General features: G+C 48.9%; 31 protein-coding genes and 2 riboswitches. Of the genes, 9 read left to right on the top strand and 22 right to left on the bottom strand.

From position 1 onward, the window contains the following. The first annotated feature begins 144 nt into the window (after positions 1-144). Both ACTRXG_RS08390 and ACTRXG_RS08385 read left to right on the top strand, forming a co-directional pair. Complete coding sequence (locus ACTRXG_RS08390; protein ID WP_474284619.1) at positions 145-687, top strand: GNAT family N-acetyltransferase; 543 nt, start codon at positions 145-147, stop codon at positions 685-687. Between the two features lie 243 nt (positions 688-930). Next, positions 931-1,221: a hypothetical protein gene (locus tag ACTRXG_RS08385; RefSeq protein WP_474284618.1), complete on the top strand. Its 291-nt coding sequence runs from the start codon at positions 931-933 to the stop codon at positions 1,219-1,221. A gap of 79 nt (positions 1,222-1,300) precedes the next feature. On the opposite strand, the gene ACTRXG_RS08380 is transcribed toward ACTRXG_RS08385, so the two are convergent. The 6 genes from ACTRXG_RS08380 to ACTRXG_RS08355 form a co-directional block, all read right to left on the bottom strand. After that, positions 1,301-2,944 (bottom strand): catalase, encoded by a 1,644-nt coding sequence (locus ACTRXG_RS08380; protein WP_474284617.1) that lies wholly within the window; start codon positions 2,942-2,944, stop codon positions 1,301-1,303. Positions 2,945-3,136: 192 nt separating this feature from the next. Further along, the gene (locus ACTRXG_RS08375) at positions 3,137-4,870 is read right to left on the bottom strand and encodes a SulP family inorganic anion transporter (RefSeq protein WP_474284616.1); all 1,734 of its coding nucleotides are present in this window, start codon (positions 4,868-4,870) and stop codon (positions 3,137-3,139) included. Between the two features lie 160 nt (positions 4,871-5,030). Beyond that, on the bottom strand, positions 5,031-5,204 hold the full coding sequence (locus ACTRXG_RS08370; RefSeq protein WP_474260737.1) for a hypothetical protein: 174 nt from the start codon (positions 5,202-5,204) through the stop codon (positions 5,031-5,033). Between the two features lie 34 nt (positions 5,205-5,238). After that, positions 5,239-5,805, bottom strand: a complete 567-nt coding sequence (locus tag ACTRXG_RS08365) for a hypothetical protein (RefSeq protein ID WP_474260735.1) — start codon at positions 5,803-5,805, stop codon at positions 5,239-5,241. A gap of 47 nt (positions 5,806-5,852) precedes the next feature. After that, entirely contained in the window at positions 5,853-6,272 is a 420-nt protein-coding gene (locus ACTRXG_RS08360) for an RDD family protein (RefSeq protein ID WP_474284615.1), read from the bottom strand. A gap of 113 nt (positions 6,273-6,385) precedes the next feature. Continuing rightward, positions 6,386-6,898, bottom strand: coding sequence for a GNAT family N-acetyltransferase (locus ACTRXG_RS08355; protein ID WP_474284614.1), 513 nt, complete (start codon positions 6,896-6,898; stop codon positions 6,386-6,388). Between the two features lie 155 nt (positions 6,899-7,053). Further along, positions 7,054-7,158, top strand: a riboswitch (glycine riboswitch). 3 nt (positions 7,159-7,161) lie between these two features. Next, a riboswitch (glycine riboswitch) is annotated at positions 7,162-7,239 on the top strand. A gap of 78 nt (positions 7,240-7,317) precedes the next feature. On the opposite strand from ACTRXG_RS08355, the gene ACTRXG_RS08350 reads away from it, so the two are divergent. Genes ACTRXG_RS08350 through ACTRXG_RS08340 form a run of 3 tightly spaced genes read left to right on the top strand, consistent with a single transcriptional unit; the run spans position 7,318 to position 8,873 of the window. Beyond that, positions 7,318-7,815 (top strand): serine dehydratase beta chain, encoded by a 498-nt coding sequence (locus ACTRXG_RS08350; RefSeq protein WP_474284612.1) that lies wholly within the window; start codon positions 7,318-7,320, stop codon positions 7,813-7,815. After that, positions 7,812-8,696 carry an L-serine ammonia-lyase, iron-sulfur-dependent, subunit alpha gene (gene sdaAA / locus ACTRXG_RS08345; protein WP_474284610.1) on the top strand — a complete coding sequence of 295 codons (885 nt, stop codon included), beginning with the start codon at positions 7,812-7,814 and terminating at the stop codon, positions 8,694-8,696. Before ACTRXG_RS08350 ends, sdaAA begins: the two co-directional genes overlap by 4 nt. Positions 8,697-8,732: 36 nt before the next feature. Beyond that, positions 8,733-8,873 carry a hypothetical protein gene (locus ACTRXG_RS08340; protein WP_474284609.1) on the top strand — a complete coding sequence of 47 codons (141 nt, stop codon included), beginning with the start codon at positions 8,733-8,735 and terminating at the stop codon, positions 8,871-8,873. A 440-nt stretch (positions 8,874-9,313) separates the two neighbouring features. On the opposite strand, the gene ACTRXG_RS08335 is transcribed toward ACTRXG_RS08340, so the two are convergent. Continuing rightward, entirely contained in the window at positions 9,314-9,796 is a 483-nt protein-coding gene (locus tag ACTRXG_RS08335) for a universal stress protein (protein ID WP_474284608.1), read from the bottom strand. A gap of 271 nt (positions 9,797-10,067) precedes the next feature. Here ACTRXG_RS08335 and ACTRXG_RS08330 point away from each other — a divergent pair, with 271 nt between their 5' ends. Next, a complete protein-coding gene (locus ACTRXG_RS08330) occupies positions 10,068-10,205 on the top strand; it encodes a hypothetical protein (protein ID WP_474260726.1) in 138 nt (45 codons plus the stop codon). 51 nt (positions 10,206-10,256) lie between these two features. Here the strand turns inward: ACTRXG_RS08330 and ACTRXG_RS08325 are convergent, their stop codons facing one another. The 5 genes from ACTRXG_RS08325 to ACTRXG_RS08305 all read right to left on the bottom strand — a co-directional run bounded on the left by ACTRXG_RS08325 (position 10,257) and on the right by ACTRXG_RS08305 (position 13,864). Then, positions 10,257-10,829 (bottom strand): nitroreductase family protein, encoded by a 573-nt coding sequence (locus ACTRXG_RS08325; protein ID WP_474284607.1) that lies wholly within the window; start codon positions 10,827-10,829, stop codon positions 10,257-10,259. Positions 10,830-10,870: 41 nt separating this feature from the next. Further along, entirely contained in the window at positions 10,871-11,737 is an 867-nt protein-coding gene (locus ACTRXG_RS08320) for a pirin family protein (protein ID WP_474284606.1), read from the bottom strand. A 131-nt stretch (positions 11,738-11,868) separates the two neighbouring features. Next, on the bottom strand, positions 11,869-12,306 hold the full coding sequence (locus tag ACTRXG_RS08315; RefSeq protein WP_474260723.1) for a MarR family winged helix-turn-helix transcriptional regulator: 438 nt from the start codon (positions 12,304-12,306) through the stop codon (positions 11,869-11,871). Positions 12,307-12,375: 69 nt separating this feature from the next. After that, positions 12,376-13,281: an aminoglycoside phosphotransferase family protein gene (locus tag ACTRXG_RS08310; RefSeq protein WP_474284605.1), complete on the bottom strand. Its 906-nt coding sequence runs from the start codon at positions 13,279-13,281 to the stop codon at positions 12,376-12,378. A 127-nt stretch (positions 13,282-13,408) separates the two neighbouring features. Beyond that, positions 13,409-13,864: an Lrp/AsnC family transcriptional regulator gene (locus tag ACTRXG_RS08305; protein ID WP_474284604.1), complete on the bottom strand. Its 456-nt coding sequence runs from the start codon at positions 13,862-13,864 to the stop codon at positions 13,409-13,411. 184 nt (positions 13,865-14,048) lie between these two features. On the opposite strand from ACTRXG_RS08305, the gene ACTRXG_RS08300 reads away from it, so the two are divergent. Further along, the gene (locus tag ACTRXG_RS08300; protein ID WP_474284603.1) at positions 14,049-14,951 is read left to right on the top strand and encodes a DMT family transporter; all 903 of its coding nucleotides are present in this window, start codon (positions 14,049-14,051) and stop codon (positions 14,949-14,951) included. A 13-nt stretch (positions 14,952-14,964) separates the two neighbouring features. Here the strand turns inward: ACTRXG_RS08300 and ACTRXG_RS08295 are convergent, their stop codons facing one another. The 8 genes from ACTRXG_RS08295 to ACTRXG_RS08260 all read right to left on the bottom strand — a co-directional run bounded on the left by ACTRXG_RS08295 (position 14,965) and on the right by ACTRXG_RS08260 (position 20,350). Further along, positions 14,965-15,837: an SDR family oxidoreductase gene (locus ACTRXG_RS08295; RefSeq protein WP_474284602.1), complete on the bottom strand. Its 873-nt coding sequence runs from the start codon at positions 15,835-15,837 to the stop codon at positions 14,965-14,967. A gap of 89 nt (positions 15,838-15,926) precedes the next feature. Beyond that, entirely contained in the window at positions 15,927-16,070 is a 144-nt protein-coding gene (locus ACTRXG_RS08290; RefSeq protein WP_474260715.1) for a hypothetical protein, read from the bottom strand. A 46-nt stretch (positions 16,071-16,116) separates the two neighbouring features. Beyond that, a complete protein-coding gene (locus ACTRXG_RS08285; RefSeq protein WP_474284601.1) occupies positions 16,117-16,623 on the bottom strand; it encodes a GNAT family N-acetyltransferase in 507 nt (168 codons plus the stop codon). A gap of 186 nt (positions 16,624-16,809) precedes the next feature. Then, positions 16,810-16,974 carry a hypothetical protein gene (locus ACTRXG_RS08280; protein WP_474284599.1) on the bottom strand — a complete coding sequence of 55 codons (165 nt, stop codon included), beginning with the start codon at positions 16,972-16,974 and terminating at the stop codon, positions 16,810-16,812. Positions 16,975-17,065: 91 nt separating this feature from the next. Further along, entirely contained in the window at positions 17,066-17,731 is a 666-nt protein-coding gene (locus ACTRXG_RS08275) for a 3D domain-containing protein (RefSeq protein WP_474284598.1), read from the bottom strand. 469 nt (positions 17,732-18,200) lie between these two features. Then, positions 18,201-18,641 (bottom strand): Hsp20/alpha crystallin family protein, encoded by a 441-nt coding sequence (locus tag ACTRXG_RS08270; protein ID WP_474284597.1) that lies wholly within the window; start codon positions 18,639-18,641, stop codon positions 18,201-18,203. Positions 18,642-18,777: 136 nt separating this feature from the next. Beyond that, a complete protein-coding gene (locus tag ACTRXG_RS08265; RefSeq protein WP_474260707.1) occupies positions 18,778-19,059 on the bottom strand; it encodes a hypothetical protein in 282 nt (93 codons plus the stop codon). A gap of 655 nt (positions 19,060-19,714) precedes the next feature. Then, positions 19,715-20,350, bottom strand: coding sequence for an FMN-dependent NADH-azoreductase (locus ACTRXG_RS08260; RefSeq protein ID WP_474277585.1), 636 nt, complete (start codon positions 20,348-20,350; stop codon positions 19,715-19,717). Between the two features lie 248 nt (positions 20,351-20,598). Here ACTRXG_RS08260 and ACTRXG_RS08255 point away from each other — a divergent pair, with 248 nt between their 5' ends. Further along, on the top strand, positions 20,599-20,958 hold the full coding sequence (locus ACTRXG_RS08255; protein WP_474284595.1) for a winged helix-turn-helix transcriptional regulator: 360 nt from the start codon (positions 20,599-20,601) through the stop codon (positions 20,956-20,958). Between the two features lie 57 nt (positions 20,959-21,015). On the opposite strand, the gene ACTRXG_RS08250 is transcribed toward ACTRXG_RS08255, so the two are convergent. Next, positions 21,016-21,903: an SDR family oxidoreductase gene (locus ACTRXG_RS08250; RefSeq protein WP_474260698.1), complete on the bottom strand. Its 888-nt coding sequence runs from the start codon at positions 21,901-21,903 to the stop codon at positions 21,016-21,018. A gap of 252 nt (positions 21,904-22,155) precedes the next feature. On the opposite strand from ACTRXG_RS08250, the gene ACTRXG_RS08245 reads away from it, so the two are divergent. Further along, a complete protein-coding gene (locus ACTRXG_RS08245; RefSeq protein WP_474260697.1) occupies positions 22,156-22,590 on the top strand; it encodes a VOC family protein in 435 nt (144 codons plus the stop codon). 93 nt (positions 22,591-22,683) lie between these two features. Here ACTRXG_RS08245 and ACTRXG_RS08240 read toward each other — a convergent pair whose 3' ends face one another. Next, the gene (locus ACTRXG_RS08240) at positions 22,684-24,012 is read right to left on the bottom strand and encodes a TrkH family potassium uptake protein (RefSeq protein WP_474284593.1); all 1,329 of its coding nucleotides are present in this window, start codon (positions 24,010-24,012) and stop codon (positions 22,684-22,686) included. Between the last annotated feature and the right edge of the window lie 277 nt (positions 24,013-24,289).

The raw sequence follows: 24,289 nt of genomic DNA, 5'->3' as shown, positions 1-24,289 counted from the left end.
TTGTAAACGAATACTTTTTAAATTCAGCCCAGGATAAAATGCTTAAGCTTGTGATGCTTTACAATCGCTTCTATGGTATGATTTTATTTAATTTCCTTTTATTGGATTAAAAGTTTGTATTACCGCGTTTTAGGAGGTGACATTATGAAGGAAAAACTGGAGACCGGACGGCTGCTGATGAGAATTCCGGATCCTTCCAGGGATACAGACACTGTTTTCCAGGGCATCCGGCAGTCCCATTCCAGTCTTAAAACCTGGATGAGCGCCTTTCAGGAGCCTCCAACGCCTGCGGGTACTGAAGCCTTTTTAACGGAAGCCTGCGCACAATTTTCCAAAAAGCAGAAGCTGCGCTATCTGTTATTTGAAAAACAGCACCTTTCCTTCGTCGGAAGCGTTGTTATTCAGGAAATTGACTGGCACATTCCGCGCTGTGAGCTTGGCTACTGGATCCTGGACCCTTATCAGCGCAGAGGATTTGCACTCGAGGCTGTCATGGAAGCTGTCCGTTACGCTTTGGAGGATCTGGGAATGAACCGGATTGAAGCCTGGACAGATGAGCGGAATTATCCAAGCACCGCCCTGCTTGAGAAGGCCGGCTTTCAGTTGGACGGCATATTTAAAAATGATGAACGGTCCGCTGACGGTACGTCTTTAATAAATTCTGCAGTGTATTCGATTACTACTTAGGACAAAGCTTACAGCCTACGGTGTTCTAAATTAGCACTTTTGGCATGAGTAATTATTATAAAAAGGGGTATTTATTCAGATATGGGGATTAACCCCTGTATAGAATTGTTTATATTTACAGCTGACTGAATAATATTCATTTTTCTCTGCACCTGATTCAGGTAAAAGAAAAAATGCTTTTTAGGGTTTCCATTCTATGGATTGGAACACCCTTTTCACTGCATTAAAGGAGTTATTTAAAATATGTCTTCCATCGTATTCGGTTATACTTTTTATGAACAGGAGCTGATCATCGGGACAGCGGTGAGCCTGGAACCTTACCTTCACGGACAGGAAGTATACATGTTTGAAAGCATCGACAAATTGTTTCAGGCGCTCCATCCATTCGCGGTGAACGGGACTCCTGTATGTTTTCTGTCTGATGCCCGTGTGTTGAAAGCCCCGTGGGCCTCATATGATCTAAGCCACAACACGAAGACACCGCAATGCTTTCATACGTTTGACGGTAATAACGACCAGCCGCTTTTCGAATAAACAGCGGAAAATTAATAAAGAGCTGAAGCCGGAGAATAATCTCCAGCTTCAGCTCTTTTATTGTTTTCAGGCTTCCCTTTTAATAAGGATCGGACGGAATACCATGCTCTTCAGCCTGCTTGACGCCTTCTTCTGTTCTCGTGGCGCCTGCCGGTCCTCCGTGCGTGGCGTCCTGGTCAGCGCCGTCAGAGGAGCTGCTGTTTTTCAGCCCTTCTTCGACCCGGCGGCCGTATTCCTCATCGCACTTTTTAAAGTGGGCAATCATTTCCTCCTGAATTTCCTTTTTACAAGGAATCAGGTTATCAACGAGGTTTTTGATTAATTCATCTTTTTCCCATTCCTTAAACTTACGGAATGTTTCTCCCGCCTGCCGGTAAGGATTCTGGCGGTCGATGGCTTCTTTTTTCACTTCTCCTTCGGTATAAGGAGTGTGCGGCTTGCCGCTCATCTCCGCTTCCTTCAGATTATTCAGCGTGGAAGGCTCGTAGTTCACGTGCGGATTCTGTCCTTCGTCATTATCGACTTTATACGACATTTGTCCGCCGCGCTGGTTGGTGGCGACTTTTTTCTTCGCCTGGTTGATCGGCAGCTGCAGATAGTTCGCACCGACGCGGTACCGCTGCGTATCGGAGTATGAGAACGTACGTCCCTGCAGCATTTTGTCATCGGAGAAATCCATGCCGTCGACAAGGACGCCGGTACCAAATGCCACCTGTTCCACTTCGTTGAAATAGTCTTCCGGATTGCGGTCAAGCACGAGCTTGCCGACAGGGATCCATGGGAACTGCTCCTTCGGCCACAGCTTCGTATCGTCGAGCGGGTCAAAGTCGAGCTCCGGATGATCGTCGTCGCTCATTACCTGCACGCGAAGCTCCCATTCCGGATAATTGCCTTCCTCGATCGCTTCGTACAGATCCTGGGTGGCGTGGTTGAAGTTTTTGCTCTGGATGCTGTCCGCTTCTTCCTGGGTCAGGTTGCGGATGCCCTGAACCGGTTCAAAGTGATATTTCACGAGCACCGCTTCTCCGTCTTCGTTCACCCATTTGTACGTGTTCACCCCGGAGCCCTGCATCTGCCGGTAGTTGGCCGGAATGCCCCACGGGGAGAATAAAAACGTCAGCATGTGCATTGATTCCGGCGTCTGCGACATAAAGTCGAAGATCCGCTCGCTGTCCTGCACGTTCGTTACCGGATCGGGCTTTAATGCGTGAATGACGTCTGGAAATTTGATGGCGTCCCGGATAAAAAAGACCTTCAGGTTGTTGCCGACGAGATCCCAGTTGCCGTCCTCGGTATAAAATTTCACGGCAAATCCGCGTGGATCGCGGAGTGTTTCCGGGGAAGTCCCGCCGTGGATAACAGTGGAAAAGCGTACAAACGCAGGTGTCCGCTTGCCCTCCTCCTGAAAGATTTTCGCGCGTGTATATTTGGAAATCGGTTCATCGCCAAAGGAACCGTACACTTCAAAATAGCCGTGGGCGCCTGCGCCACGGGCGTGCACTACCCGCTCCGGTACACGTTCGCGGTCAAAATGGCTGATTTTTTCGAGGAATTCATAGTTTTCAAGCGTTGTTGGCCCGCGATTGCCGACGGTTTTCGAGTTTTGGTTGTCCCGGACAGGATGCCCCTGTCTGGTGGTGAGTGTTCCGTCTTCATTTTTATTCTGCTTATCGTTGTTTTTTTCTTCGTCGTGTTCGCGTTCATTATCGCGATCTTTACTCAATGTATATACCTCCTTTATAAATCTATTGATTTTTACCCGGGGTTATTATGATTCAAACGATTTTTTTGAATTTTTTAAATTCAAAGTATATAGCTATATACTCTAACACAGCAGTCATTCAAGGAGTATATAACATCCCTGAAACCAGAACGAGGCTGGCAGGATCCTCTTCCCTGCCAGCCTCGTTCTTTGTTAAATCATGTAGTCCCAGGAGTCCTGCTTCGGCTCTGTGGGTGTTTTAAACGGGACGTTGCCCTCGTGTTCCAGAAAGCCTTCGAGACTCTGGTATTTAATTGCTTCAGCGTATTTTTCATCCCATCCGGCCCGCAGCAGCAGATCCCGGACCGGACCCTTCAGCTCGACGAACCATACCTCCACGTCCGGGTCCCGGCGGAACATTTCAATGATCTGTTCGAGAGCGCCGATGCCGGTCGTGTCAATGTCATTCACCCCAGACATATCAATCGCGGCCTTCAGCCCGCCGGTTTCTGTTTTGCGGCGGTCCTGAATCGTTTTTTCCACCATTTTCACAAAATAGCCGACGTTCGAAAAATGAATGCGCGTGTCCGCCCGGACGAGCACCGTGCCCGGCACCCGCTTAGCATTCGGGAACCGCTGCAGGTCCAGATAGCTGTGGGTATCCTCCTCGTAGCCGATCTCCACAATATTCGGCCGGGAAATGTGGCGAAGCAGCAGCAGGATCGAAAAGCCAATTCCAATTAAAAGCCCCCACTGAATGCCAACGAGAAGCGTCGCAGCAAACGTTACAACCCATATCCATCCGTCCTCCGGCTTCACCCGGAAGGCGTCCTTTAGGGACCGGATGTTAATCAGCCCGGCGACCGAAACGAGAATAATGGCTGCAAGTACCGCGTACGGCAGAAAGTAGAATAAAGACGTGAAAAAGAGAAGCGTGACAAGCACCCCGGCAGCGGTAATAATCATCGCTGCCTGCGAAGCTGCTCCTGTACGGTAGCTGATGGCACTTCTTGAAAAGCTTCCGGTCACCGCGTAGGAGGAAAAAAACGGACCGGCAATATTGGCATACCCGATCGCCCGGATCTCTTTGTTCAGGTTCACACCAAAATCGTTTTTATCGCTCAGCGTTTTTGTGATCGCAAGCGTCTCCATCATCGCAATCAATGCAATCGTCAGGGCAGTCGGGATTAACACCTGCACATCCGCAAGGTTAAAGCCCGGCACGGTAAAATCTGGAAGGCCCTGGGGCACTTCCCCGACGACACTCACTCCCTGGTTGTCGAGGCGAAAAAGCCCGACTGCCGCAATGCTCAGTACGACGACAATCAGAGAAACCGGAAGATTGCGTTTTACTTTCCGGCCCCCGATCAACACCAGCAGGCTCAAGGTTCCAACGAGCAGGGTCGGGATATGTACCTGTGGCAGATGGACGATCACATCCCGTAAAAGCGGGATAATCTGCGTCTGGCTGCCGACACTGATGCCCATAAACTGCCCGAGCTGGCTCATGCCGATCGCAATTGCCACTGCCGACGTAAAGCCGCTGATTACGTTCGGCGAAATAAATTTCACAAACGCGGCGGCATTCAGCAGGCCGAGCGCCACCTGCATCACCCCGACCATGACTGTAAGCAGCAGCACGAGTGCCACGTAATCCGGCGTCGCCGGCTCCGCATACAGCGAGACGCCGGAAAAAACAAGAATCGACGCCATCGCCACCGGCCCGATAGCCAGATGCTTTGATCCGCCGAACAGGGCGTAGATTAAAAGCGGAAGCAGCGAGGCATACAGCCCCATCACCGGCGGCAGGCCGGCGAGAACGGCGTAGGCCATTCCCTGCGGCACAATCATAATAAAAATCGTAAAGCCCACAGCCATATCCTTTTTCAGCGACTGATTATTGTATTCCTGCGACATGCTTAATATGTTTTTTGTCCTCCGGCGCATAAATCCTTCCTTCTTTCTCCGTGAACTTGCAAAGTGTTCAATCTCTCTCTTATAAATCATGAACCATAACTGCTTAAAAGAAAAGCCCGCGCCGTACCTTTTTGTAAAAACAGACTAACGCCGCCAGCAACACAAAGGCAGACACCCGGAGGTCCCTGCCTTATTTTTCCCATTCGTTTTTCAGCTCTTCTTTGATTTCGGCTTTCAACTGCTCATATGCGGCTTCATCCATCTGTTTCTTCTTTGCACGAAGCAAACGTTCACCAAATGCTTTTATGTTGAAAGCAATCATCAGCAGAGCGCCAACGATCAGCATATCCATAAGCAAGTCCACGGCTCTTCCCTCCTCAAGACAACGTGACTTCAACCTAGCCGCTGTTCTGTAAAAAGGCTTTAATTTGTTCACGGTGCGCGTCGGTGTCCGCCCTGGCCTCTTCTGAATAGGAGAGGGAATAGGTGCCTCCCTTCGCGTAAAACGTGTACGTAATCGGCCCACTCTGGATATCCCGGCCCACCGGACGTCCCCCAATACTGAGCACGTCATCGTGAGCGCCGAATACCATCTGATCGCCCGCTTCGTAATTTAAAATAATGTGAATGTCGTTGCTGTTGATGCCGTACACAAGCCGTGTACTGTAGTCCTCTTCATACCGGTGCCGGTTGCCCGCGTCCTGAAAATAAGGAAGAAGCTCGTCCTCTTCTTCCTCGCTGTACCAAATCTCCACTTCCTCGGGCTCCCCCTCTTCATTCTCGTTAATCTGCGCCCTCGAAACCGGTGCATCGTTCAACAACGGAAGCGGCACTTCTTCTCCCCATTCCGTTTCTATATTTCCAGGGACATCTTCCTCTTCCTCCGTATAGTAAGAAGGCACGGAACAGGCGCTTAAAAGAATGAATATGCCGGCTGCCCCGGCAGAAAAGATCTTTTTCATCATGTATTTCCTCCGCTCGCATGATTGGCGTTACCATCCCGATAGTAAAGCTACCGGCTTTTTTTCACCACCCGGGTGCCCGCAAGAAAATCATGCACTGCCCGTTTGTCCTTACGGACAAGCACCATAATTATACTCGTGATCATCAGTATGTATAGAGTAATTCCGTACAAAATATTAGCTACGAACACGCGCATCAGCATTGCCCCGATGCCAAGCTTCTTTCCGTCCATTTTCACAATCTGAATGCCCATGGCATACTTCCCGACCGTCTGGCCTTGCCATAATATCGGCAGAATCATGGAATATAGAAGCGATCCGGCACCGGAAAATATATCGACATTCACTTCATCGGGGTTGATCCATAGCATGGCCAGCATACTAATGAGAAGAATGGGGAGAGAAAGCAGGAGGCCGTCAATAACAATAGCGAGCAGCCTGCTGCCAAAACCGGCAGATTCCTGTTGCATACATACACTCCTTTAATCACTCTTGTTGTAAGCTCTTCTTTTCTATTTTTTCATAATAAGCTAATTTTTGGAAGTGACAATCTCCCTGGTTCCTTAATTTTCCAACGAAGTGCTCAGTCTGCCGGGAACAACGCGGTGTTCAGCCGGCCCATCACCAGCACATTGTAAAACGAACCACGGGAAAAATGGGCTTTACGGAGCGTACCTTCTGGTTCAAACCCGCGGCTTTTATACAGCTGTACTGCGCGCGTGTTTTCTTCCACCACATCGAGCTCCAGCCGGAATAAGCCTAAATAATTATCGGCGATATCCAGCAGATGATCAAGCAGACGGCTGCCGATCCCCCGGTTCTGAAACTCATCGTGCACCGCCATGGCAGTCATGCCGTAGTAATGCAGCTTACCGCTCAGCACCTCCAGAGAGCCGATACCGACGACCCGGCCGCCGTACTCGGCAACAATCACATGATCGTTCGCCGTCAGCCCTTCGATAAATGACTGGTTGGAGGCTCTTCGCTCCGAAGGGAGTCCCAGCGTATAATGCATGACAGAAGGCTGGCGCCGGAGAATATTAATGTCTTTTTCATCTTCTGCCGTGACGGGGCGCAGAATAATTTGTTCGCTCATAGTCGCATCCCTTCATTTCTTTCGGTAAATTGGTTTATTATTCCAAGCTAACAGGCTGCATCCAGTATATCGCTCTCATGCCAGCTGTCAAAAAATAGGTTTACTTTTCCAGACCGGATGTTTACACTAAAAGTAACAAAATATTGGTTTTGCAGATGAATGTATTGGGAGAGCCTGTAGAATATTACAGCACCGAAGGAGCAATTCTTCCCACCAGCCGGGAAGAAAAAACTCTCAGGTACCAGGACCAGTACAGGATGCACCTCTGGAGAAGGTATGCGTACCTGCCGAAGAAGAAAATTCTTGCCAAAGAATGAAATCTTTCAGGCACACAGACAGAGAAACGGCGATTCAGGCCGTTTCTCTGTCTTTTTTTGTATTAATGTAATCGTTTTCAATTCAGATATGGAGGAATCGTTATGGAGTTTGACAGCTGTTTTGATATTATCGGCCCGATTATGGTCGGTCCCTCGAGCTCTCACACAGCGGGGGTCGTATCGATCGGGAAATTTGTGCACGACTGGCTGGGAGAGGTCACAGATGTGACAATCACGTTCTACGGCTCTCTCGCCTCCACCTATCAGGGACACGGCTCGGACAAAGCCATAATCGGCGGCCTGCTCGGATTATCCGCCCACGACATCAACGTCCGGAGTGCGTATGCGCTGGCCAAAGACGCAGGCCTTCGTTACGACTTCCAGTTCTGTCCGGGCACTCCGGGCGGATGCCACCCGAACACTGTACATCTTCAGGCATCGTCCGGCATAGAAACCGTCCGCGTATCCGGCGCCTCCATCGGCGGCGGAGTGGCCTGCATTTATGGAATTAACGGTCATGACACCAGCATTAATTTGGGAACGGGTACGGATATTTTAACGATTGCAGCCCGCACGAAAAAGGAGGCATCATTTATATGAACGATACCATTGAAAGTATTGTACAGGAATGCATGGCTCAGGACATTTCCATTGGCGAGTGGATGCTGCGCCGTGAGGTTCGCCGCTCCGATTTTTCCCGGGAGCAGATTTTCGGACGCATGCAGGAGCGGCTGCAGGTAATGAAGCAGGCGGTCCGGGACGGATTGAGTGACATTACGGAAACAGAGAGCAGGCTCTCGGGCGGTGATGCTTACCGGATGCATCAGTATAATCAAAACACCGACCCGTTATCCGGACCGGTCATCAGCACGGCGATGGAAGCAGCGATGGCCACGTCGGAAAGCAACGCAAAAATGGGCCTTATCGTCGCAACTCCCACGGCCGGGTCCGCAGGTATACTACCGGGCATTCTGGTCTCTCTCCAGGATAACCGCAGCATCGATGATGACACCCTGACGATGGGGCTGTTCACAGCAAGTGCCATCGGTTACGTATTTGCGAATCACGCCTTTATTTCCGGCGCGGCCGGCGGCTGTCAGGCGGAAATTGGCTCAGCGACGGCCATGGCTGCGGGCACGATTACGGAGCTGCAGCATGGCTCCCCGGAGCAGGCAGCCCACGCTACCGCAATAGCGATGAAGTCCCTTCTCGGACTCGTATGTGATCCGGTTGCCGGGCTCGTCGAAGTGCCGTGCGTGAAAAGAAACGTCATCGGCACCTCCATCGCTTTTTCAGCGGCCGATATGGCTTTAGCAGGCATAACCAGCCGCATCCCCTGCGATGAAGTTATTCAGACGATGCATACGATCGGCCGCGACATGCCGGGCAGCCTGAAAGAGACTGCTGAAGGAGGGCTTGCCCAGACCCCGACGGGAAAAGAAGCCGCCCGGAGGCTGTTTCAGCGGCCCTGCAGCTTATGACTCCCGGGCTCTAAATTCCACATAAGAGGTGAAGCTATGAACGAACGCCGTTTTTTTCAAATCTGGTTCGGCACTCTCACTCTCGTCAGCTTATTGTTTATGTACTGGGCTATAGCGGTTTCCGCCCTTCTTTTAGGCATTTTCTGCTTTATTTCTCCAAGGCCCGATGAAACGTAAATCCCTGAAACAAATCAAAAACGGCTTGAATATGGCTCCCGCCAGGCTCAAGCCGTTTTCTTTACTGTTCATATTTTATTCAAATTCCATGCATTCTGCTTTCTGTTTCACCCCTGACGTGCTATTCTTACTATAAGTCCCTATAAAGGAGGTCATTGCCATCGACCATTTTGCATATGTACTTCAACGTCCCAAAAACCAGGTATACATAGGAACAGCCGCCGATATCCGCTCACGCTTCGGCAGCTCGGAACCCGTTTATTTTTGTTCCGAGGATGAACTGCTCGCCAGCTTAAACGCCTTTCGCGATGAAGAGCTTATCATCACCACCGTTAGTGACCTTCCAGTGATTAAACAAAAATGGGACGATAAAAACCACTACACACTTTAACGGCGCATATAGATCCCCGGCGGGATTACTCCACCGGGGATCTTTTGATTTACTGAAGCGGTGCGGTGTGCGCCCTCTGGATCGAAGCGATCGCCGGGTCAACGACATGAACGTCGCAGGGAGCTTGCTTCACCACCGTTTTTGTGGTGGTGTTTCCCTGTATCGCCTGACCGAGGGCATTGCCGCCGGACTGCCCGAGAATGATAAGATCCGGGTCAACCCTTTCACAGAGCTGGTTCACGAGACGTTTTTTCGGCACTCCATTGTCCAGGACGGTCTTTACCCGCGGTACGCCTTTTTCTTCGGCGTTTTTCCGGTACGCTTCAAGCCGGTATTCTGCTTCTGCGTGCAGCCGCCTGATACCGATCGGGTCCATCCATCCGAGCGAGGAATATTCATTATAATGAAACACATAGGCGAGCGTCAGGTCGGCATCGTGTTTAACCGCGACACGGCACGCTTCGTCAAAGGCATCAACATTAGGGTTACTGAGCACATCAAGCGCTGCCAGGATATGGCTGTATTGTTTCAATCCATTTCACCTCTTAAATTTTTATAAAATAAAAGCCAAAAAGCACAGAGGTCTCCCTTTAGTACTTTTTGGCTTATGTTGCAGGCTTATGGATTCCCGACATTTCCGCCGCTATGGCTTGTATTTATTACCATATTCCCAGGCGGTTTCAATACTCAAACTAAAAATATTGTGTTTTTATAATTTTCATTCATTTTCACATAATATTCGAGGTTTTAAATAATTGTTAAGCGGATACAATATAATTGAAATATGGTTGCAGGAGGATCGTATGAACAAACATCATCTTTTAAACCAGCTTAATGCTCTAAAACAGCAATGGGTCCAAAAAGAAATTTCTCTTCGGGAATACTTACAGCAGCGTTTGAATCTGCGTCAGCAGCTGAACAAAAGGCACGATGAAAAATAACAAAAAGCAGGCAGCGGCTTCCTCCCGCTGCCTGCTTTTTCTATGCCGCTATTATTCCGTTATCCAGGTGGTCACCTGTTCCACCGGCTTCCGGTGCCCTTCCTTCATCTCCCGCATCGGATAGCCGATATAAATCAGTCCGAGTACTTTTCCCCGCCGCCCCAGGCCGAACAGATCGTTCATGTTCGGATGATAGCAGTGCGCCCCGGTGCGCCAGAAGGCCGCCAGCCCGAGGGCATGCGCAGCGAGCAGCATGTTCTGGATGGAAGCGTATACTGCGCCGTACTCTTCAAGCGTATCCACCCGCTCTTCCTCAGACGGCTCGGCCGCCACTGCAATCACGACCGGTGCACGCATCGGCTTTTCCTTCTGCTTTTCGAGATTCTTTTGCTTTTCCATTTTTTCTTCCGGCGTCATACCTTCCGCGGCAATGGCGGCCATCACTTCCCCGAGCTGCCTGCGCCCGTCACCGGTCATGACGAAATACCGCCACGGCTCCGTTTTGTGGTGCGACGGCGCCCAGGTGCCGGCTTCGAGCACCTGCGCGATGATATCCTCCGGTACTTCAGTTTCTTCTACGAGTCCGTTACTGCGGCGTGAATGAATTGCTTTCAGTACATCCATTCTGCTCCATCTCCTTCATATTGAATGACACTCTGTTCAGCTTACTCTGCGGGCGGGCCGAACTTTCCCTCGTGAAAGTCCCGGTACGCCTCCCTGATTTCTTCCATACTGCTCATCACAAACGGTCCGTACGGTACAATTTCTTCACGGATAGGTTCACCGGAGTACACGAGCACTCTCGTCCGGCGCTTATGGGCTTTAATGCGGAGCGTCGAGAGCGCTTCCGGATCTCCGTTATCCTCGAAGGTGAGCGTCGCCACGTCATGCTTGTTGACGGTACCATCCGCCACATCGGCACTGCCGGAGAGCGTGTATAAAAAGGCATTATGGTTTTCCGGCAGGTGATGCACGTATTCCGCCCCCTCCGATAAATTAATTTCGGTCAGCGTGATTGGGACGAGCGAGTTCAGCGGCCCTTCTTCCCCGGCGACGGTCCCGGAAAAAACCTTTAAATATCCGCCGTCAATTTGTACGGTTGGAGCCTCTTCTCCGTATACATTCTGGTAGATGGTATCGGTATTTCGCTGGTCCTTCGGCAGGTTCAGCCACAGCTGCAGGGTATGGGCGATATCATTTTCCACCCCGTCCTCGGCATGGCGGGCCGCCCAGCCGGCATTCATATACTGCACGTCGCCGGGCTCGAGAATGTCGCGTCCGCCGCCGTTGTCAATGTGCTCAAGTCGTCCGTCCACCACATACGTAACGGTTTGAAAGCCACGGTGCGGATGATCCGGGAACGTGCCCTTCTTGAACCAGTCCTCGGCCATTAAAATGAACGGATCAAACTCCTTCCACCGGTCCACCGGCAACACCCACCCCTTCTGAATGGAAGGAAAACCGAATTCCTCGTACTGTACCGTCCATTTATCACGGATCCGGCGCTGAAACAAATGCTGTTGATGCGCCATGAATAATCCCTCACTTTCAATTTAGTATGCATAGCAACTATTTGCTCAAAAAATATATTCAATTCATTTAATCTGCATCTTTAGTACAACATATTTTTCCGGCTCCTGCAAAGAATCTACTCCGAGAGCCCCTACTCCCCCCAGAGACTCCCCGAAACATTTTTATTTATTTTGGCAAGCGTCTGTTCAAGCGCTTTGAGCTCTTCTGTGCTAATTCCCTTCGTCACGGCAGCGTTGAAACGCTCGGCCGCCGGGCGTACCTTTTCCTGAAGATGCCTTCCTTCTTCTGTCACAAACAGCTGCATGGCCCGCTGGTCCTCAGTCCCCGCCGCCCGCCGCACGAACTGCTTTTTTTCAAGCTGGGCGGCCATCCGGGCAACGTTGGTTTTATCCTTCTGCAGCTTGCGGGCTATATCGTTCTGGGTGCGGCCGTCTTCTTCCCATAAAAGCATCATGATAAGGTTCTGCTCCGGAGTAAGATTAAACGCCTGCAGTTCTTCTTTAATAAAGCTCGTTAATTTCAAATCGGTCTGATGGATCATAATGCTGATAAAATCTTCGGTATGCATCTGAATTCCTCCGTTGACTGATGGATTTAAAAAGAACAGTTAAAGCGAGTAACTTTATAAGCTCTATTTCTAATACCATTCCGGTATATTTCTATCAAAATAATGGTGGTCCTGAATAACTTCTTTACTGTACCTGAGCAGCTTGTCATGCTGCACGTTACTTTCCCGGTATGCCCATACTATCGCTGATACGACATGAACAGCTGAATACAATGCATACAGCCTCCAAAAAAGGTTTTCATCAAATTCTGTTGCTTGAATATAACCATCGATACTTCCCCTACTGAACGCATGACTTACATTTTTCGTGAAAAAGCCGGTTTTTTGCAGATCATGCACCGGGTCTCCCCAATCCATCCGGTCGAAATCTATAATTCCCTGGAACCGTCCTCCTGCTATCAACAGATTGGAGGGATGAAAATCATCGTGCTGGAATCTATTTGGGCGGTCTGCCATTAAATGTTCGTGCTTTTTGATATAAGTATACAGCAGATGCACCGTTTCCTGATCCACCACTGTTTTATTCAACTGCTCGAAGTACCGGTCGATCTTTTTTGTTTTCACCGTTTTCCAATCAGGATATTCAGGTGGTGCTTCAAGCTCATGCAGCCTTGCAAGCTCTTTGGATGCTTCAAAACCTGCTTTGTACTGATCTTTTTGGGAAAGAGAAGAAAGCACTGCTTCTGCATCAACTCCCGGCAGATATGTCATCAGCATAAACGCCTGTTCATTTCCATCATCTAACTTCCGTTTTCCGATATCTATTGCACGTGGAATAAAGGAAGAATAATTTTCAAGCGTATTCAACACTTTGAACACATGCTTTCGTTCTCCAAGCCTCCCGACTGGAAAAGTCTTCAGCAAATATTTATCATTCAGAATAAATTTCCCGTTTCCTGAAAAGCCTTTTTGAATTGGTCGAATTGTTGAAGCGTATTTAATCGGGTCATACTCTCGAAAACCATCCGGTATCATTGCTATTCTCCTCCGCTCTACGCAGCCCCACTACGATAACATATCCGCTTTTTTTAAAGGCATTTTAACGTATTATTGCTCGGTTTTGGCTATTCCGTTTTTTCTATATTAATCTCTGAATCTATTTTTATTTCCTGAGCGGCAGCACCGTCGAAGCCTTGACCTCCCGGAGCACGATGCTCGTCTGCAGCTGGGAGACGCCTAGCTGGTTCAGCTCCCGGATAAACGCCTCCAGCTCCTTGCGGCTGCGGTGGATCGTTTTCAGCATATAATCAAACGAGCCGGTCATGCAGTAGCAATCCATCACCTCCGGCATTTCCGATAAACGATGTTCGAGTTCGTTTAATTCCTGCGTCTGGTGAATGCTCGTACTCATAAATACCGTGCACAAAAGATCATACCCGAGCTTTTCCTGGTTGAGGACCGCCGTATACGAATCAATATATCCTTCCTGCTCCAGCCGTTTGACCCGGGCGTGAGTCGCTGGCGCCGAAAGGTTCACCCGCTGGGACAGCTCCAGGTTGCTGAGCCTCGTTTCCGTCTGCAGTAAATCAAGAATATGTACATCCACATCGTCTAACATGCGTTTTCCTCCCTAATAATATTCGTTTATCAAGTGCTTTCTTCTCCTTAAACAAAATAAATTCTTTTTCACGATCGTTTTATTAATAAATATTTTGTATTTATCAATTTATACAAAATAATATTTTATACAATCATTTTACATGATACATTTATTTCGTACAATATTACGGGAGGGAACAATCATGAAATACACCGCACTGCTGCTGCTCGCAAGCCTATGCTGGGGGAGCAATTTCATCGTTGGCGAAGGCTTGACCGCCTACGCTTCTCCCGTGACGCTGACGATTCTGCGCTACGGTATCGCCGTTCTCTGCCTTCTGCCAATCATTGCGATCACAGAAAAACGCCTGCTTTCCGACAAAAAAGCGATTGTACCGCTGCTTCTGATGGGAATCACAGGCGTTGCCCTTTTTAATATTCTGCAGTTTACCGCGCTTGATTCATCCAATGCCACCAGCGTAAGTATTATCTCGACAATGAATACGCTGTCGATCGCCCTGTTTTCGGCGCTTCTTCTTCGTGAACGGCTGCGCGGCGCACAGATCACAGCCATGCTCATTTCCACCGCCGGCGTACTGCTCGTCGTGAGCGGCGGAAGTCTCACTGGCTTCTCTTTTGCCTCCGGCGATGCGTGGATGCTTGCGGCAGTGCTGGTTTTTGGGCTCTACTCAATCTGCAGCCGCTGGGCGACCACCATGGTGTCTCCGATGATGTCGGTCTGCTACTCCGGATTGTTCGGCGTACTCCTGCTGCTTCCAGTCAACGGCTTTCAGATTCCCGTCCATCAGATCGATGCCGCATTTATCGGATCGATGCTGTTTTTAAGCATCATTGCCACGATTGTCTGTATGGTGCTGTGGGGAATAGGTGTGAAGCATCTGGGAGCGACAACCTCCGGGCTGTTTTTAAACTTTAATCCGCTGTTTACCGCCCTGCTTGCCTTTGTCCTTTTTGGTGAACACCTCACCTGGGCGCAGGCTGTAGGCAGCGCCATCGTCATCGGCGGATGCACCGCGTTTTCCCTCTTCACGAAAAAACGCGGGAGGCTGCTATCAGCTCCCGCGCTCCAAAAGCGTACAGCTTGAGGCGTTGTCGTAATTAAGACTCGGCTGGAAGTGTCCGCACGAGATGTTCAAGCGCGTCATGCATCGGCGTGGCCGGACGGCCGAGCAGCTTTTCAAAATCATTGCTTTCAATGTCGAGCGATCCGCTGCGGATGCCCTGCTGGATGCTTACAAGCATTGGCACAACCGCCTCCGGCATCCCGGCTTCCTTCATGATCTCCGCGTATTCATCATCATTCACATGCTGCACTGGAATTTCTTTTCCGAGCACGTCTCCGAGTACGCTTACGAGCTCGTCCTGGGTGTGCGGGCGGCCGGAAAGCTCGTAAACAGACTGCTGTACACCCTCTCCAGCGAGAGCCGCGGCCGCTGCTTCTGCGTAATCGAGCTGCAGCGCCCATCCTGTCCGGCCGGTCCCGGCAGCAGTAACCCACGGCGCCCCATTCATGGCTCCCTGTATACCCGGCACTTCATTCTCAAGGTACCAGTTGTTGCGCAGAAACGCATGCGGAATGCCGGTTTCAATGATTGCATTTTCGGCTGCTCGGTGCGGCGGAGCCAAAAACATCGTGCTGCTTTCTGCATGGCCGATGCTTGTGTAGGCAATAAAGGAAACACCTGCCCGCGCTGCAGCTTCCACCGCGTTCGTATGCTGTCGGATTCTTGTATCATTATCTCCGTCTGTTGAAATAATCAGCAGCCGGTCCACGCCGGCAAACGCTTCGTCCAGACTTTGCGGATCGTCAAAATCGCCGAGGCGCACGTCCACCCCTGCTTCCTTCAGATCTTGGGCCTTGTCCGGGTTCCGGACACTCACGGCCAGCTGATCAGCCGGCATCTTTTTCAGCAGCGACTGCATCACCTGGGATCCTAATTTGCCTGTTGCTCCGGTTACTAGTGCTTTCATTTGTCATTCCTCCATTTCTATTGTTAATTATAACCAAAACAGTTACATGCAGTACAACAAAACGACTGTCTTTTTAAATTTCGCCACAGCTATCCCAGCGTTAAAATCGCGAGCGCTGTAAGAAACAACGCATAGCTGCTGTAAACGGCAATTTTCCTCACCCGGCTGTTTGAAATGAAGCTGACCGCTGTCAATACACCGGCGAAGGCCAGCACCATGAGCATGATAAGCATTTTCTTCCTCCTTGGACCGCCCAGTTCGCAGCTGTTTTTCTTCTATTTAAATGGCACGCCTGTACCGGAGTGATACATAATCTTCGTCTTCCGTGTTCGCATACCCGATACGCTCTCCTTCGTACGTAAAGCCTCTGGCTTCATAAAAAGGAATCGCCAGCTGGTTGCCCTTCTGCACCGACACCCACTGCTCGGCCGACCCCCAGTTCTGCTGCTGGCGGGTTACCGCGCCGAGCAGTCTCGTGCCGATACCCTCATTCCGGCGGGCCGGATCCAGATACAGCACGTACAGTTCGGATTCCTTCTCCCCAGTCATGCCACCGCCCGCAGCTCCTAATACTGTTTCATATTCCACAGCTGTAAAATAGCCACCCCAGTCGAGGCTTTTATGCTTCACCTCATCGAGCACTCTGGCTTCATTATAAAACTCCTGGCACACCCGCTCGAGATAATCATCGCTGCACAGCTTTCGGTACGTTGCCCAGGTCGCTTTTGTACAGACAGAAATAATGCCGGAGACATGCGACGGTCCGGCCTGTTTGATATGTATCATCTTTTTCCTCCGGCATTACAATTTTATTAAAGCCTTTCCTTCGGTCTCTATCATATTCTAAACGTTTTTCCTGCTTTTTAATATATGTTACAAGGGAAAGATTAGCAGCAGGTGCCCTGAGTCATTACTAAAGATAAACCTCCGACGGTAAAGCATCCGTCAGAGGCAGTTGGTAATATTTTCTTTTTATCTACTGTCCTGTACCTGCTCCAGTCGTTCGAGCGCAATTGCTGCCAGCATGTAATCAAAAAAATGGGTATCCTCTGCTGGGCTTGAAGCCTCGTAAAGCTCTCTCAACGGCTCCTCCCATTTTTCTGCTTCCTGGATATTGCCATTATCAATTTCCTTCATTAACATAAATTTCTTATGATACAAACTTATTGAACTGTGACACAAAAAATCCCCTCCAGCTCTGGAGAGGATTTCTGCTTAGTGCTATTGATTAGTCGACTACTGTTACTTCAACGTCCTGACGGCCGAAGGAATAAGCGTCAGATTTAGTCGGAACGTGGATGTCAATGCGGTCGTTATTAATCGCACCGCCAGTGTCTGCTGCTTCATACGTACCCATGCCTTCGATTTTTACTGTAGAACCGAGTGGGATAACGTCTGGGTCCACAGCGATAACGTTCGCGTCACGGTCGTTGTTCAGGTTTTTGCCTGTTGCCGTGATGCCGCTGCAGCCTGCACATTCAGCCGTGTAAGCCGTAGCTTCCATCGTCATTGTGTCGCCGCCAGTGCTCTCAGAGGACTCGGAAGTCGAAGCGCCAGCTACTTCTTCGCTGGAGGAATCAGATGAGCTGGAGCCGCCAAGAGCTGCCTGCGTTTCCGGTCCTGCTACACCGAAGTAGTTGCCGGCAGAAGAAGAAATGCCGTTATCTGCCTGAAATTCTTTTACAGCACTTTCAGTTCTCGGTCCAAATGTAGAACCAGTATAGCCGTGGAAATAGCCTTTTTCCTTTAGCGTGTCCTGAAGCTCCGCAACAGAAGAGTTAACGTCTCCTCTTTCCATTTGGCCGTGGTCGCTGATGGATGCGTCCGCTGCCTGAGGTGCTCCGAATACTACGCCTGCTGTAATTGCTGTTCCAAATAATGTTTTTTTCATCATGTTGATTCAACCTCCGAGGTAAAAATATTTTTTTCGTCCCGATGACGATGCCCAATGAATTGTTTGCCTATATGATTACTTACCTTTACGTCACTATTGCATGAATTAAGTTGGTTGTTAAATGTAGTTGATTGCTGAATTACTTATGTGCTTTCTCTCAAACACAACGCTTCCGATTATGACGCGGGGTCCTGAAAATATCAACAGCATTAATTTAGTTGTAATCTCCTCTTAATAAAATTTCATTTTATGTAAAAAAAGCAGGCCTAAGGGCCTGCTTCGAAGCTTTGAGAAGATATAAACAGCGGTTTATCCACCAGAATTTGTAACAAAATATTACAATTAGATTACCGCCTTCAGAATGAAGGCAGGTAATTCTTCTTGATTCAAAGCATTTAACGCGTTTGTGCCAGTATTTTCATCACATTCAAGTACAAAAACGAATATTTACAGTTTGTCTGTAATATTTCTATTGAATATCGATTTGTTTTTTATTTACAGACCGTTTTTCTTCTTTTGGAAGCTGCAGCTTCAGTACGCCGTTTTCAAAAGAAGCCTGGATGTCGTCATCCTTAACATTCTCAAGTGTTATGCGCCGGCGGAATTCGCCGTAGCTGCGTTCTCTGTGCACGTAGTCGTCATGGTCAATGTCCTGCTTTTCCTCCCGCTTCGCGCTTATCGAAAGCACCGGTGCTTCATATTCCACCCGGATATTTTCCTTTCGAAAGCCAGGGAGCTCCGCTTCCACTACGTATTCTTTGTCTTCTTCACGAACATCCAGCTTAAACTTGTTCATATCCTGAAGCGGCTCCAAAAAGCGGTCATTCAGCAAATCTCCAAATCCAAAACCACGGGACAGGTCCGGGAAAAACCCACGATTACGGCGATTAGGTGTTAAATCTGCCATCATGCATTCCTCCTTATTCGAAGTAATGGTGTTTTCATTATTAATTATATACGCTCATTATGGATATTAAACTATTTTCCGAAAAAAAATTTTAGAAAAAACATCCCTCCCTGCGATAGGAAAGGATGCTTCAGAGTTACTATTTCTTCAGCTTTTTCGGCAGCTTGCCCTTTGCTTTTTTCTTCAGGAGCTTTTTCTGCTTCGCCAATTTTTTCGGTGTGCTCTTCTTTTTGTTTAAAATATAACGCGGTTTTTTCGATTTTTTCTTTTTGTCCTTTTTCTTGCCTTTATTATCGTCATCCGGCGTCAGGCCTTTTTTAATCTTACGTGTGATAAGCGGAAGGGATCCGCCGATCAGACTGCCTGTAGCCACCCAGCCGTAGCCTTTATTTTCCTTATTATTTTCGTTTTTCTCTGCCATGTAATCATCTCCTTTGATAGTTGAATTGGCTAGTAACGTTTGTACTTTATAAATGCTCCCGCTTAAAAAAGCAATTGCTCATACATATCTATTTTCCGAACTATTAATATTTCAAACAAATTTTCACGATAAAATGCCTTTTCCACCTCTATATTTGCACATAAATATGGATATTTCCCTTTATTTTTAAAAGCAGGAACGCTCCGTCATGTCTTCATTTTTCTTCGAATCAATTAATTATCTCCACGAGCACAAAGCTTATCGTGCTCATAAGCAGAAGCGCCGCCAATATTCTAAACCATGTCGCTTCAGCCCCATTGATGCTTTCCTTTGCCCCACCGTTGTAATTCCATATGAGCAAAACATTGGCTATCAATAATAACGGGAAGGATAGGGCGGTGTTACCCAGATAGCTTTGTCAGGTGAAATTCAAAATGTTGATGACAAAAACCCAAATAAAAAATCAGACCATTAAACAAGAATATCAGCGTCGTGCGTATTCGATTGTGCCCCGATTCCGTGCCCTCCCCCTACTTTTTATAACCTAAAATATTACAAAGTATTGCAGCAAAAATTTTCTTTTCTTCCTACCTCTCCTATGCTTTCCCATAAAAAAACCGCCGGCAGTTTCCTGCCGGGCGGATTGATTGATTCGTTATACTTTTTGGTACGCCACGCGGGAAGCAGCTTCCGCAACTTCCTTGAGTCCAGCGTCGATGATTTCCTCTGCCTGATCCGGGTTGGCATTATGGCCTTCGATTACTACTTCATCCACGATATCCATACCGTACAGACCGCCAAAAATGTTCTGCATGTACGCAAGCGCCATGTCCATGCCGGCCATTTCCGGAGCGGAATACACGCCGCCGCGGGCGTTCAGAAAGATTACTTTTTTCTCCGGCATCAGCGGAATCAACGCACCTTCCGGGCTGTATTTAAACGTGTAGCCGGCTTCAGCGATATAGTCAATAAAGGTCTGAAGCTTAGCAGGAATTGTCAGGTTCCACAGCGGAAAGGCAAATACGACCAGATCAGCAGCGCTGAAGGCGTCCTTTGCCTTCTGCTTGGCAGCAAGCACCCGGCGGTCCATCTCGGTTGGCTCGCCGTCTGTCGCAAGGCGGCCGAAAGCGTCAAAGAAGTCCTGGCCGAAATACGGGGTATCCTCTTCAAACACGTCGTAGGTCTCGACGTTCAATGCGCCCGCATTCTGGACGTTTTCCAGAAACGTTTCGTACATTTTCGTGGAAATGCCATCCGGGCGGTTATTTGCTTTTACTAGTAATACGTTCACAGCTATCCCTCTTTTTCTTAAATGTTTAATTTTTCTCTGCTCCTATTATTTTAGTTGCTCCGTTCGCGAAAACAAGTACGCACTTAAAAGTGGTATAGTTCCCTTGAGGGTACCAATGACGGATTTCAAAGAGCTTAAGCAAAAAAGTTCGCTTTCATGGTGGAACATGGTAGTATGTACATACTGAATTGCATGCAAGAAAATACTTACATACCTGCTTTGTAAAATCATACTAAGGAGTGGCATTAATGAAAAAAGAAGTTGAATTCTGTCAGTTTCAGGAGGCGCTCGGTATCCTAGTCGGAAAATGGAAGCCTGTCATCCTTGTGCATCTGCTTAATGACGGTACGCAGCGCTTCAGCGTATTAAAACGAAAAATGCCGGGCATCACCCAGCGCATGCTCACCAAGCAGCTGCGCGAGCTCGAGGATGAAGATATTATCCAGCGCGTCATTTATCCGGAAATTCCGCCCAAGGTAGAGTATTCCATTACCGAATACGGCCGGAGCCTGGAGCCGATACTCGAAGCGATGCACGAGTGGGGCAGCTCCCACGTTGCCCGCAAGCAGGCAGAAGAGCCTGAGACCCAGGAGGCAAAACTCTCCTAAAAATTAAGCACCCATCTCCCGCTAATCCGGGAAATGGGTGCTTTTCGTCTGTATTTATTAATTTGCGTTCAAGCCGCCGGTCGCGCTGTATACGTGACCGGTCACATAGCTTGCCTGGTCGGAGGCGAGGAATACGTAGATGCCGGAAAGCTCCGCCGGCTGACCGGCACGTCCAAGCGGTGTCTCCGGCGTTTCTTCCCCAAATTTCGGGATGTTTTCGGCCGGCTGGCCGCCGGAAATCTGGAGCGGAGACCAAAACGGTCCCGGCGCGACCGAGTTTACCCGGATGCCCTGGGAGGCTACCTGCTTGGCCAGTGCTTTCGTAAATCCGATGATAGTGCTTTTGGTCGCCGCATAATCCAGAAGCATTGGCGACGGATCGTAGCCTTCAACGGACGTCGTTGTGATGATCGATCCTCCCTCCGGCATATGCGGCAGTGCTTCCTGTGTCATCCAGTACATGGAAAACACGTTCGTTTCAAACGTGGAAACAATCTGTTCGGTCGTAAGGTCTGCAATGTCTTTCACGGCCTGCTGTTTGCCGGCAACAAGCGCGAGAATGTCCAGTCCGCCGAGTTCATCCACTGCGGACTGTACGAGTTCGCGGGAGAACGTTTCGCTTCTCAGATCTCCCGGCAGAAGAACCGCTTTACGCCCGGCCTGTTCAATCATTTCTTTTACGTCCTGGGCGTCCGGCTCCTCGTCTGGCAGATAGTTGATCGCCACATCAGCACCTTCACGGGCGTACGCAATCGCCGCCGCCCGGCCGATGCCGGAATCGCCGCCGGTAATGAGCGCTTTTCGCCCCTTCAGCTGTCCGGTGCCCTCATAGCTGCTTTCGCCGCAGTCCGGCTGCGGATTCATATATTTCTGCACACCAGGCGGGTCCTGGTACTGCTTTGGATAATCGTCATGATAATACTGTTTACGTGGATCCTGTGTCATGCTGAAAATCTCCTTTATTTACATAACTTATTTACATGGTTTTTCATTTCCTTTTCATGACAAATTGAAACATTCAATAGTATTTTCACCAAAAAATTTACATAATGTCTGCTATGCAGCATCCTCCAAATGAGTTTTTTAGGAATAACCTGAAGAAGAAAGGGAATGTAATATCAAGAGCAGAAATAAGTCATATACATGCGATTACCTATTCGAAAAGCAGCCTATTAACCTATAGAGGGAGTGTGTACTATGGTTAGTGTTGAAATCGATATGGTAGTAACTGATAGTTTAAAAGCCCTGGAGCTGTACGAAAAAATATTTGAGATTGAAACAATGGAGGTGTCAGACTTTCCCCGGGGTGAAAATGAAGTACTTTTCACTCTGTATGATGTCCCGTTCCATCTATTGGATGAAAACCCGGCCTTCCATTTGACCGCTCCCACCCTGGATGACCCGAAAACACTCTGGTTCAACATCACGGTCCCAGATATCGAGGCGACATACGAAAAAGCCATCAACGCTGGCTGCAGTGAAGTACAGCCGGTCACGAATCTGCCTGATCACGGCGTAGCAAATGCTGTTTTTATGGATACCTTTGGTTATATCTGGATGCTGCATCAGGTGTATGAGGAAGTGAGTATTGAGGAGCGTAAGCGGCTCTGGGAGGAAAAACGTGCGAATTAACAAACAACGAATCAACAGTTATTCTGCAAAATAAGCAGCCGCTTCCTGAAAATTAACAGGAAGCGGCTTTTTTTATATTCCTAGGCTTCAGGCTTATCCGGTAAAAATATCGCCCTGCGGGTAACGCACGTGCGTTTTTTTCGGTTTGGCCAGTGAAAAGGCGAGCGTCACTGAGCCTATCCGGCCGACAAACATAATGAGGATAATTACTACTTTTCCAATCATGCTTAGGTCCTCGGTGAGTCCCATTGTAAGGCCGACCGTACCAAATGCTGAGAACACTTCAAATACGATGTATTCAAATGAAGCCTGCTCGGTGAGCGATAAAATAAATATCCCCGAAAACACGACGGCAAATCCAAGTACAGTAATCGCGAGCGCCCGTTCAATAATGGACGGAGCGATGCGGCGGCGGAAGGCGGTTAGATCTTCCTCTCGTTTAATGTATTTCACCGCAGCCAGAATGATTACCAGAAATGTTGTCAGTTTAATCCCGCTTGCGGTCGAAGCGCTGCCGGCACCGATGAACATAAGCATCATAATGAATACGATTGTCTGAATCTGCATATCGGCAATGTTGACGGTATTAAATCCGGCAGTCCTCGGCGATACCGCCTGGAAATAGGATGTCCACAGCTGCTCCCCGAGCGAAAGTGATGTTGTTGTCTGTGGATTAATATATTCAAACAAAAATACAATAGTTACGGCTGCAACGTTCAGTGCCAGTGTACCGACGATCATCAATTTCGAATGCAGCGTCAGAGTGCGGAATTTTCGTTTTTCCCACACATCATACAGTACCGTGAACCCGATACCGCCGATAATAAACGAGGAAGAGATCGCAATATTCACCGCCGGATTGCCGGCGTACTGCATCAGATTGCTGTCCCAGAGCGCGAAGCCGGCGTTGTTAAAGGCAGAAACCGCGTGAAACACGCTGTAGTACAGGCCTTTGCTCCACCCGTACTCCGGCACCCACTGGGTGGCAAGTGCGGCGGCTGCGAGCGATTCCACGCTCAAAGAAAAAATCACAAGAATCTGCACAAGCTTCACGATTCCGCCCATCGCCGGCTGATTCAGTGACTCCTGAACGAGGAGCCGGCTGCGCAGACCAATGCGTTTACCGAGCAGAAGCACAATAAACACCGTAACCGCCATAAACCCAAGCCCGCCAAGCTGGATCATGACCATAATTACGGTCTGGCCGAACACCGTAAACCCGTTTCCCGGGCTGACCGTTACCAGGCCGGTTACGGTCGTTGCAGAGGCTGCCGTAAACAACGCATCAATTACGCTGATCGGGCTCGTGACGGATACAGGAAGCATTAACAGCGCCGTCCCCAGGGTAATGACAACAAGAAAGCCCGAGGCAAGAATCTGCGGAGGCGTCATGCTCCGCATTAACCATGATAGAAAATTCATTTCACATCGCTCGATTCTGCAAAAGGTAGTACTGCGGTTGAGAAACTATTTCTGGCTTGAAAAATATTCCTTCTGTTTTTTCTATCATACAAAAATCTCTGCTGTTTAACTATCTTTTTTTATCTGCTTTTACTCTCTCTTCGATTCCTACTTGCGCCCCTCCCCGCCACCGGGTGTAACCTTCCAAAATAGAACAACTGTCGTTAAAAACAAAAAACCCGAATCGTGGACACTGGTTACTGTGTCCACGATTCAGGCTTTGTTTAACCAAAAGCAG

This window comes from Marinococcus sp. LNSP9103-4, assembly GCF_056034345.1.
Note: the sequence above shows the minus strand (reverse complement) of the source record. Positions and strands in the feature narration are given on the sequence as shown.

What these genes read in the sequence shown, in the direction of transcription:
- ACTRXG_RS08390 (WP_474284619.1), top strand. Translation starts at nt 145, where the DNA reads ATGAAGGAAAAACTGGAGACCGGACGGCTGCTGATGAGAATTCCGGAT.
- ACTRXG_RS08385 (WP_474284618.1), top strand. Translation starts at nt 931, where the DNA reads ATGTCTTCCATCGTATTCGGTTATACTTTTTATGAACAGGAGCTGATC.
- ACTRXG_RS08375 (WP_474284616.1), bottom strand. Translation starts at nt 4,870, where the DNA reads ATGCGCCGGAGGACAAAAAACATATTAAGCATGTCGCAGGAATACAAT.
- ACTRXG_RS08365 (WP_474260735.1), bottom strand. Translation starts at nt 5,805, where the DNA reads ATGATGAAAAAGATCTTTTCTGCCGGGGCAGCCGGCATATTCATTCTT.
- ACTRXG_RS08360 (WP_474284615.1), bottom strand. Translation starts at nt 6,272, where the DNA reads ATGCAACAGGAATCTGCCGGTTTTGGCAGCAGGCTGCTCGCTATTGTT.
- ACTRXG_RS08355 (WP_474284614.1), bottom strand. Translation starts at nt 6,898, where the DNA reads ATGAGCGAACAAATTATTCTGCGCCCCGTCACGGCAGAAGATGAAAAA.
- ACTRXG_RS08350 (WP_474284612.1), top strand. Translation starts at nt 7,318, where the DNA reads ATGGAGTTTGACAGCTGTTTTGATATTATCGGCCCGATTATGGTCGGT.
- sdaAA (WP_474284610.1), top strand. Translation starts at nt 7,812, where the DNA reads ATGAACGATACCATTGAAAGTATTGTACAGGAATGCATGGCTCAGGAC.
- ACTRXG_RS08340 (WP_474284609.1), top strand. Translation starts at nt 8,733, where the DNA reads ATGAACGAACGCCGTTTTTTTCAAATCTGGTTCGGCACTCTCACTCTC.
- ACTRXG_RS08330 (WP_474260726.1), top strand. Translation starts at nt 10,068, where the DNA reads ATGAACAAACATCATCTTTTAAACCAGCTTAATGCTCTAAAACAGCAA.
- ACTRXG_RS08325 (WP_474284607.1), bottom strand. Translation starts at nt 10,829, where the DNA reads ATGGATGTACTGAAAGCAATTCATTCACGCCGCAGTAACGGACTCGTA.
- ACTRXG_RS08320 (WP_474284606.1), bottom strand. Translation starts at nt 11,737, where the DNA reads ATGGCGCATCAACAGCATTTGTTTCAGCGCCGGATCCGTGATAAATGG.
- ACTRXG_RS08315 (WP_474260723.1), bottom strand. Translation starts at nt 12,306, where the DNA reads ATGCATACCGAAGATTTTATCAGCATTATGATCCATCAGACCGATTTG.
- ACTRXG_RS08310 (WP_474284605.1), bottom strand. Translation starts at nt 13,281, where the DNA reads ATGATACCGGATGGTTTTCGAGAGTATGACCCGATTAAATACGCTTCA.
- ACTRXG_RS08305 (WP_474284604.1), bottom strand. Translation starts at nt 13,864, where the DNA reads ATGTTAGACGATGTGGATGTACATATTCTTGATTTACTGCAGACGGAA.
- ACTRXG_RS08300 (WP_474284603.1), top strand. Translation starts at nt 14,049, where the DNA reads ATGAAATACACCGCACTGCTGCTGCTCGCAAGCCTATGCTGGGGGAGC.
- ACTRXG_RS08295 (WP_474284602.1), bottom strand. Translation starts at nt 15,837, where the DNA reads ATGAAAGCACTAGTAACCGGAGCAACAGGCAAATTAGGATCCCAGGTG.
- ACTRXG_RS08290 (WP_474260715.1), bottom strand. Translation starts at nt 16,070, where the DNA reads ATGCTTATCATGCTCATGGTGCTGGCCTTCGCCGGTGTATTGACAGCG.
- ACTRXG_RS08285 (WP_474284601.1), bottom strand. Translation starts at nt 16,623, where the DNA reads ATGATACATATCAAACAGGCCGGACCGTCGCATGTCTCCGGCATTATT.
- ACTRXG_RS08280 (WP_474284599.1), bottom strand. Translation starts at nt 16,974, where the DNA reads ATGAAGGAAATTGATAATGGCAATATCCAGGAAGCAGAAAAATGGGAG.
- ACTRXG_RS08275 (WP_474284598.1), bottom strand. Translation starts at nt 17,731, where the DNA reads ATGATGAAAAAAACATTATTTGGAACAGCAATTACAGCAGGCGTAGTA.
- ACTRXG_RS08270 (WP_474284597.1), bottom strand. Translation starts at nt 18,641, where the DNA reads ATGATGGCAGATTTAACACCTAATCGCCGTAATCGTGGGTTTTTCCCG.
- ACTRXG_RS08265 (WP_474260707.1), bottom strand. Translation starts at nt 19,059, where the DNA reads ATGGCAGAGAAAAACGAAAATAATAAGGAAAATAAAGGCTACGGCTGG.
- ACTRXG_RS08255 (WP_474284595.1), top strand. Translation starts at nt 20,599, where the DNA reads ATGAAAAAAGAAGTTGAATTCTGTCAGTTTCAGGAGGCGCTCGGTATC.
- ACTRXG_RS08250 (WP_474260698.1), bottom strand. Translation starts at nt 21,903, where the DNA reads ATGACACAGGATCCACGTAAACAGTATTATCATGACGATTATCCAAAG.
- ACTRXG_RS08245 (WP_474260697.1), top strand. Translation starts at nt 22,156, where the DNA reads ATGGTTAGTGTTGAAATCGATATGGTAGTAACTGATAGTTTAAAAGCC.
- ACTRXG_RS08240 (WP_474284593.1), bottom strand. Translation starts at nt 24,012, where the DNA reads ATGAATTTTCTATCATGGTTAATGCGGAGCATGACGCCTCCGCAGATT.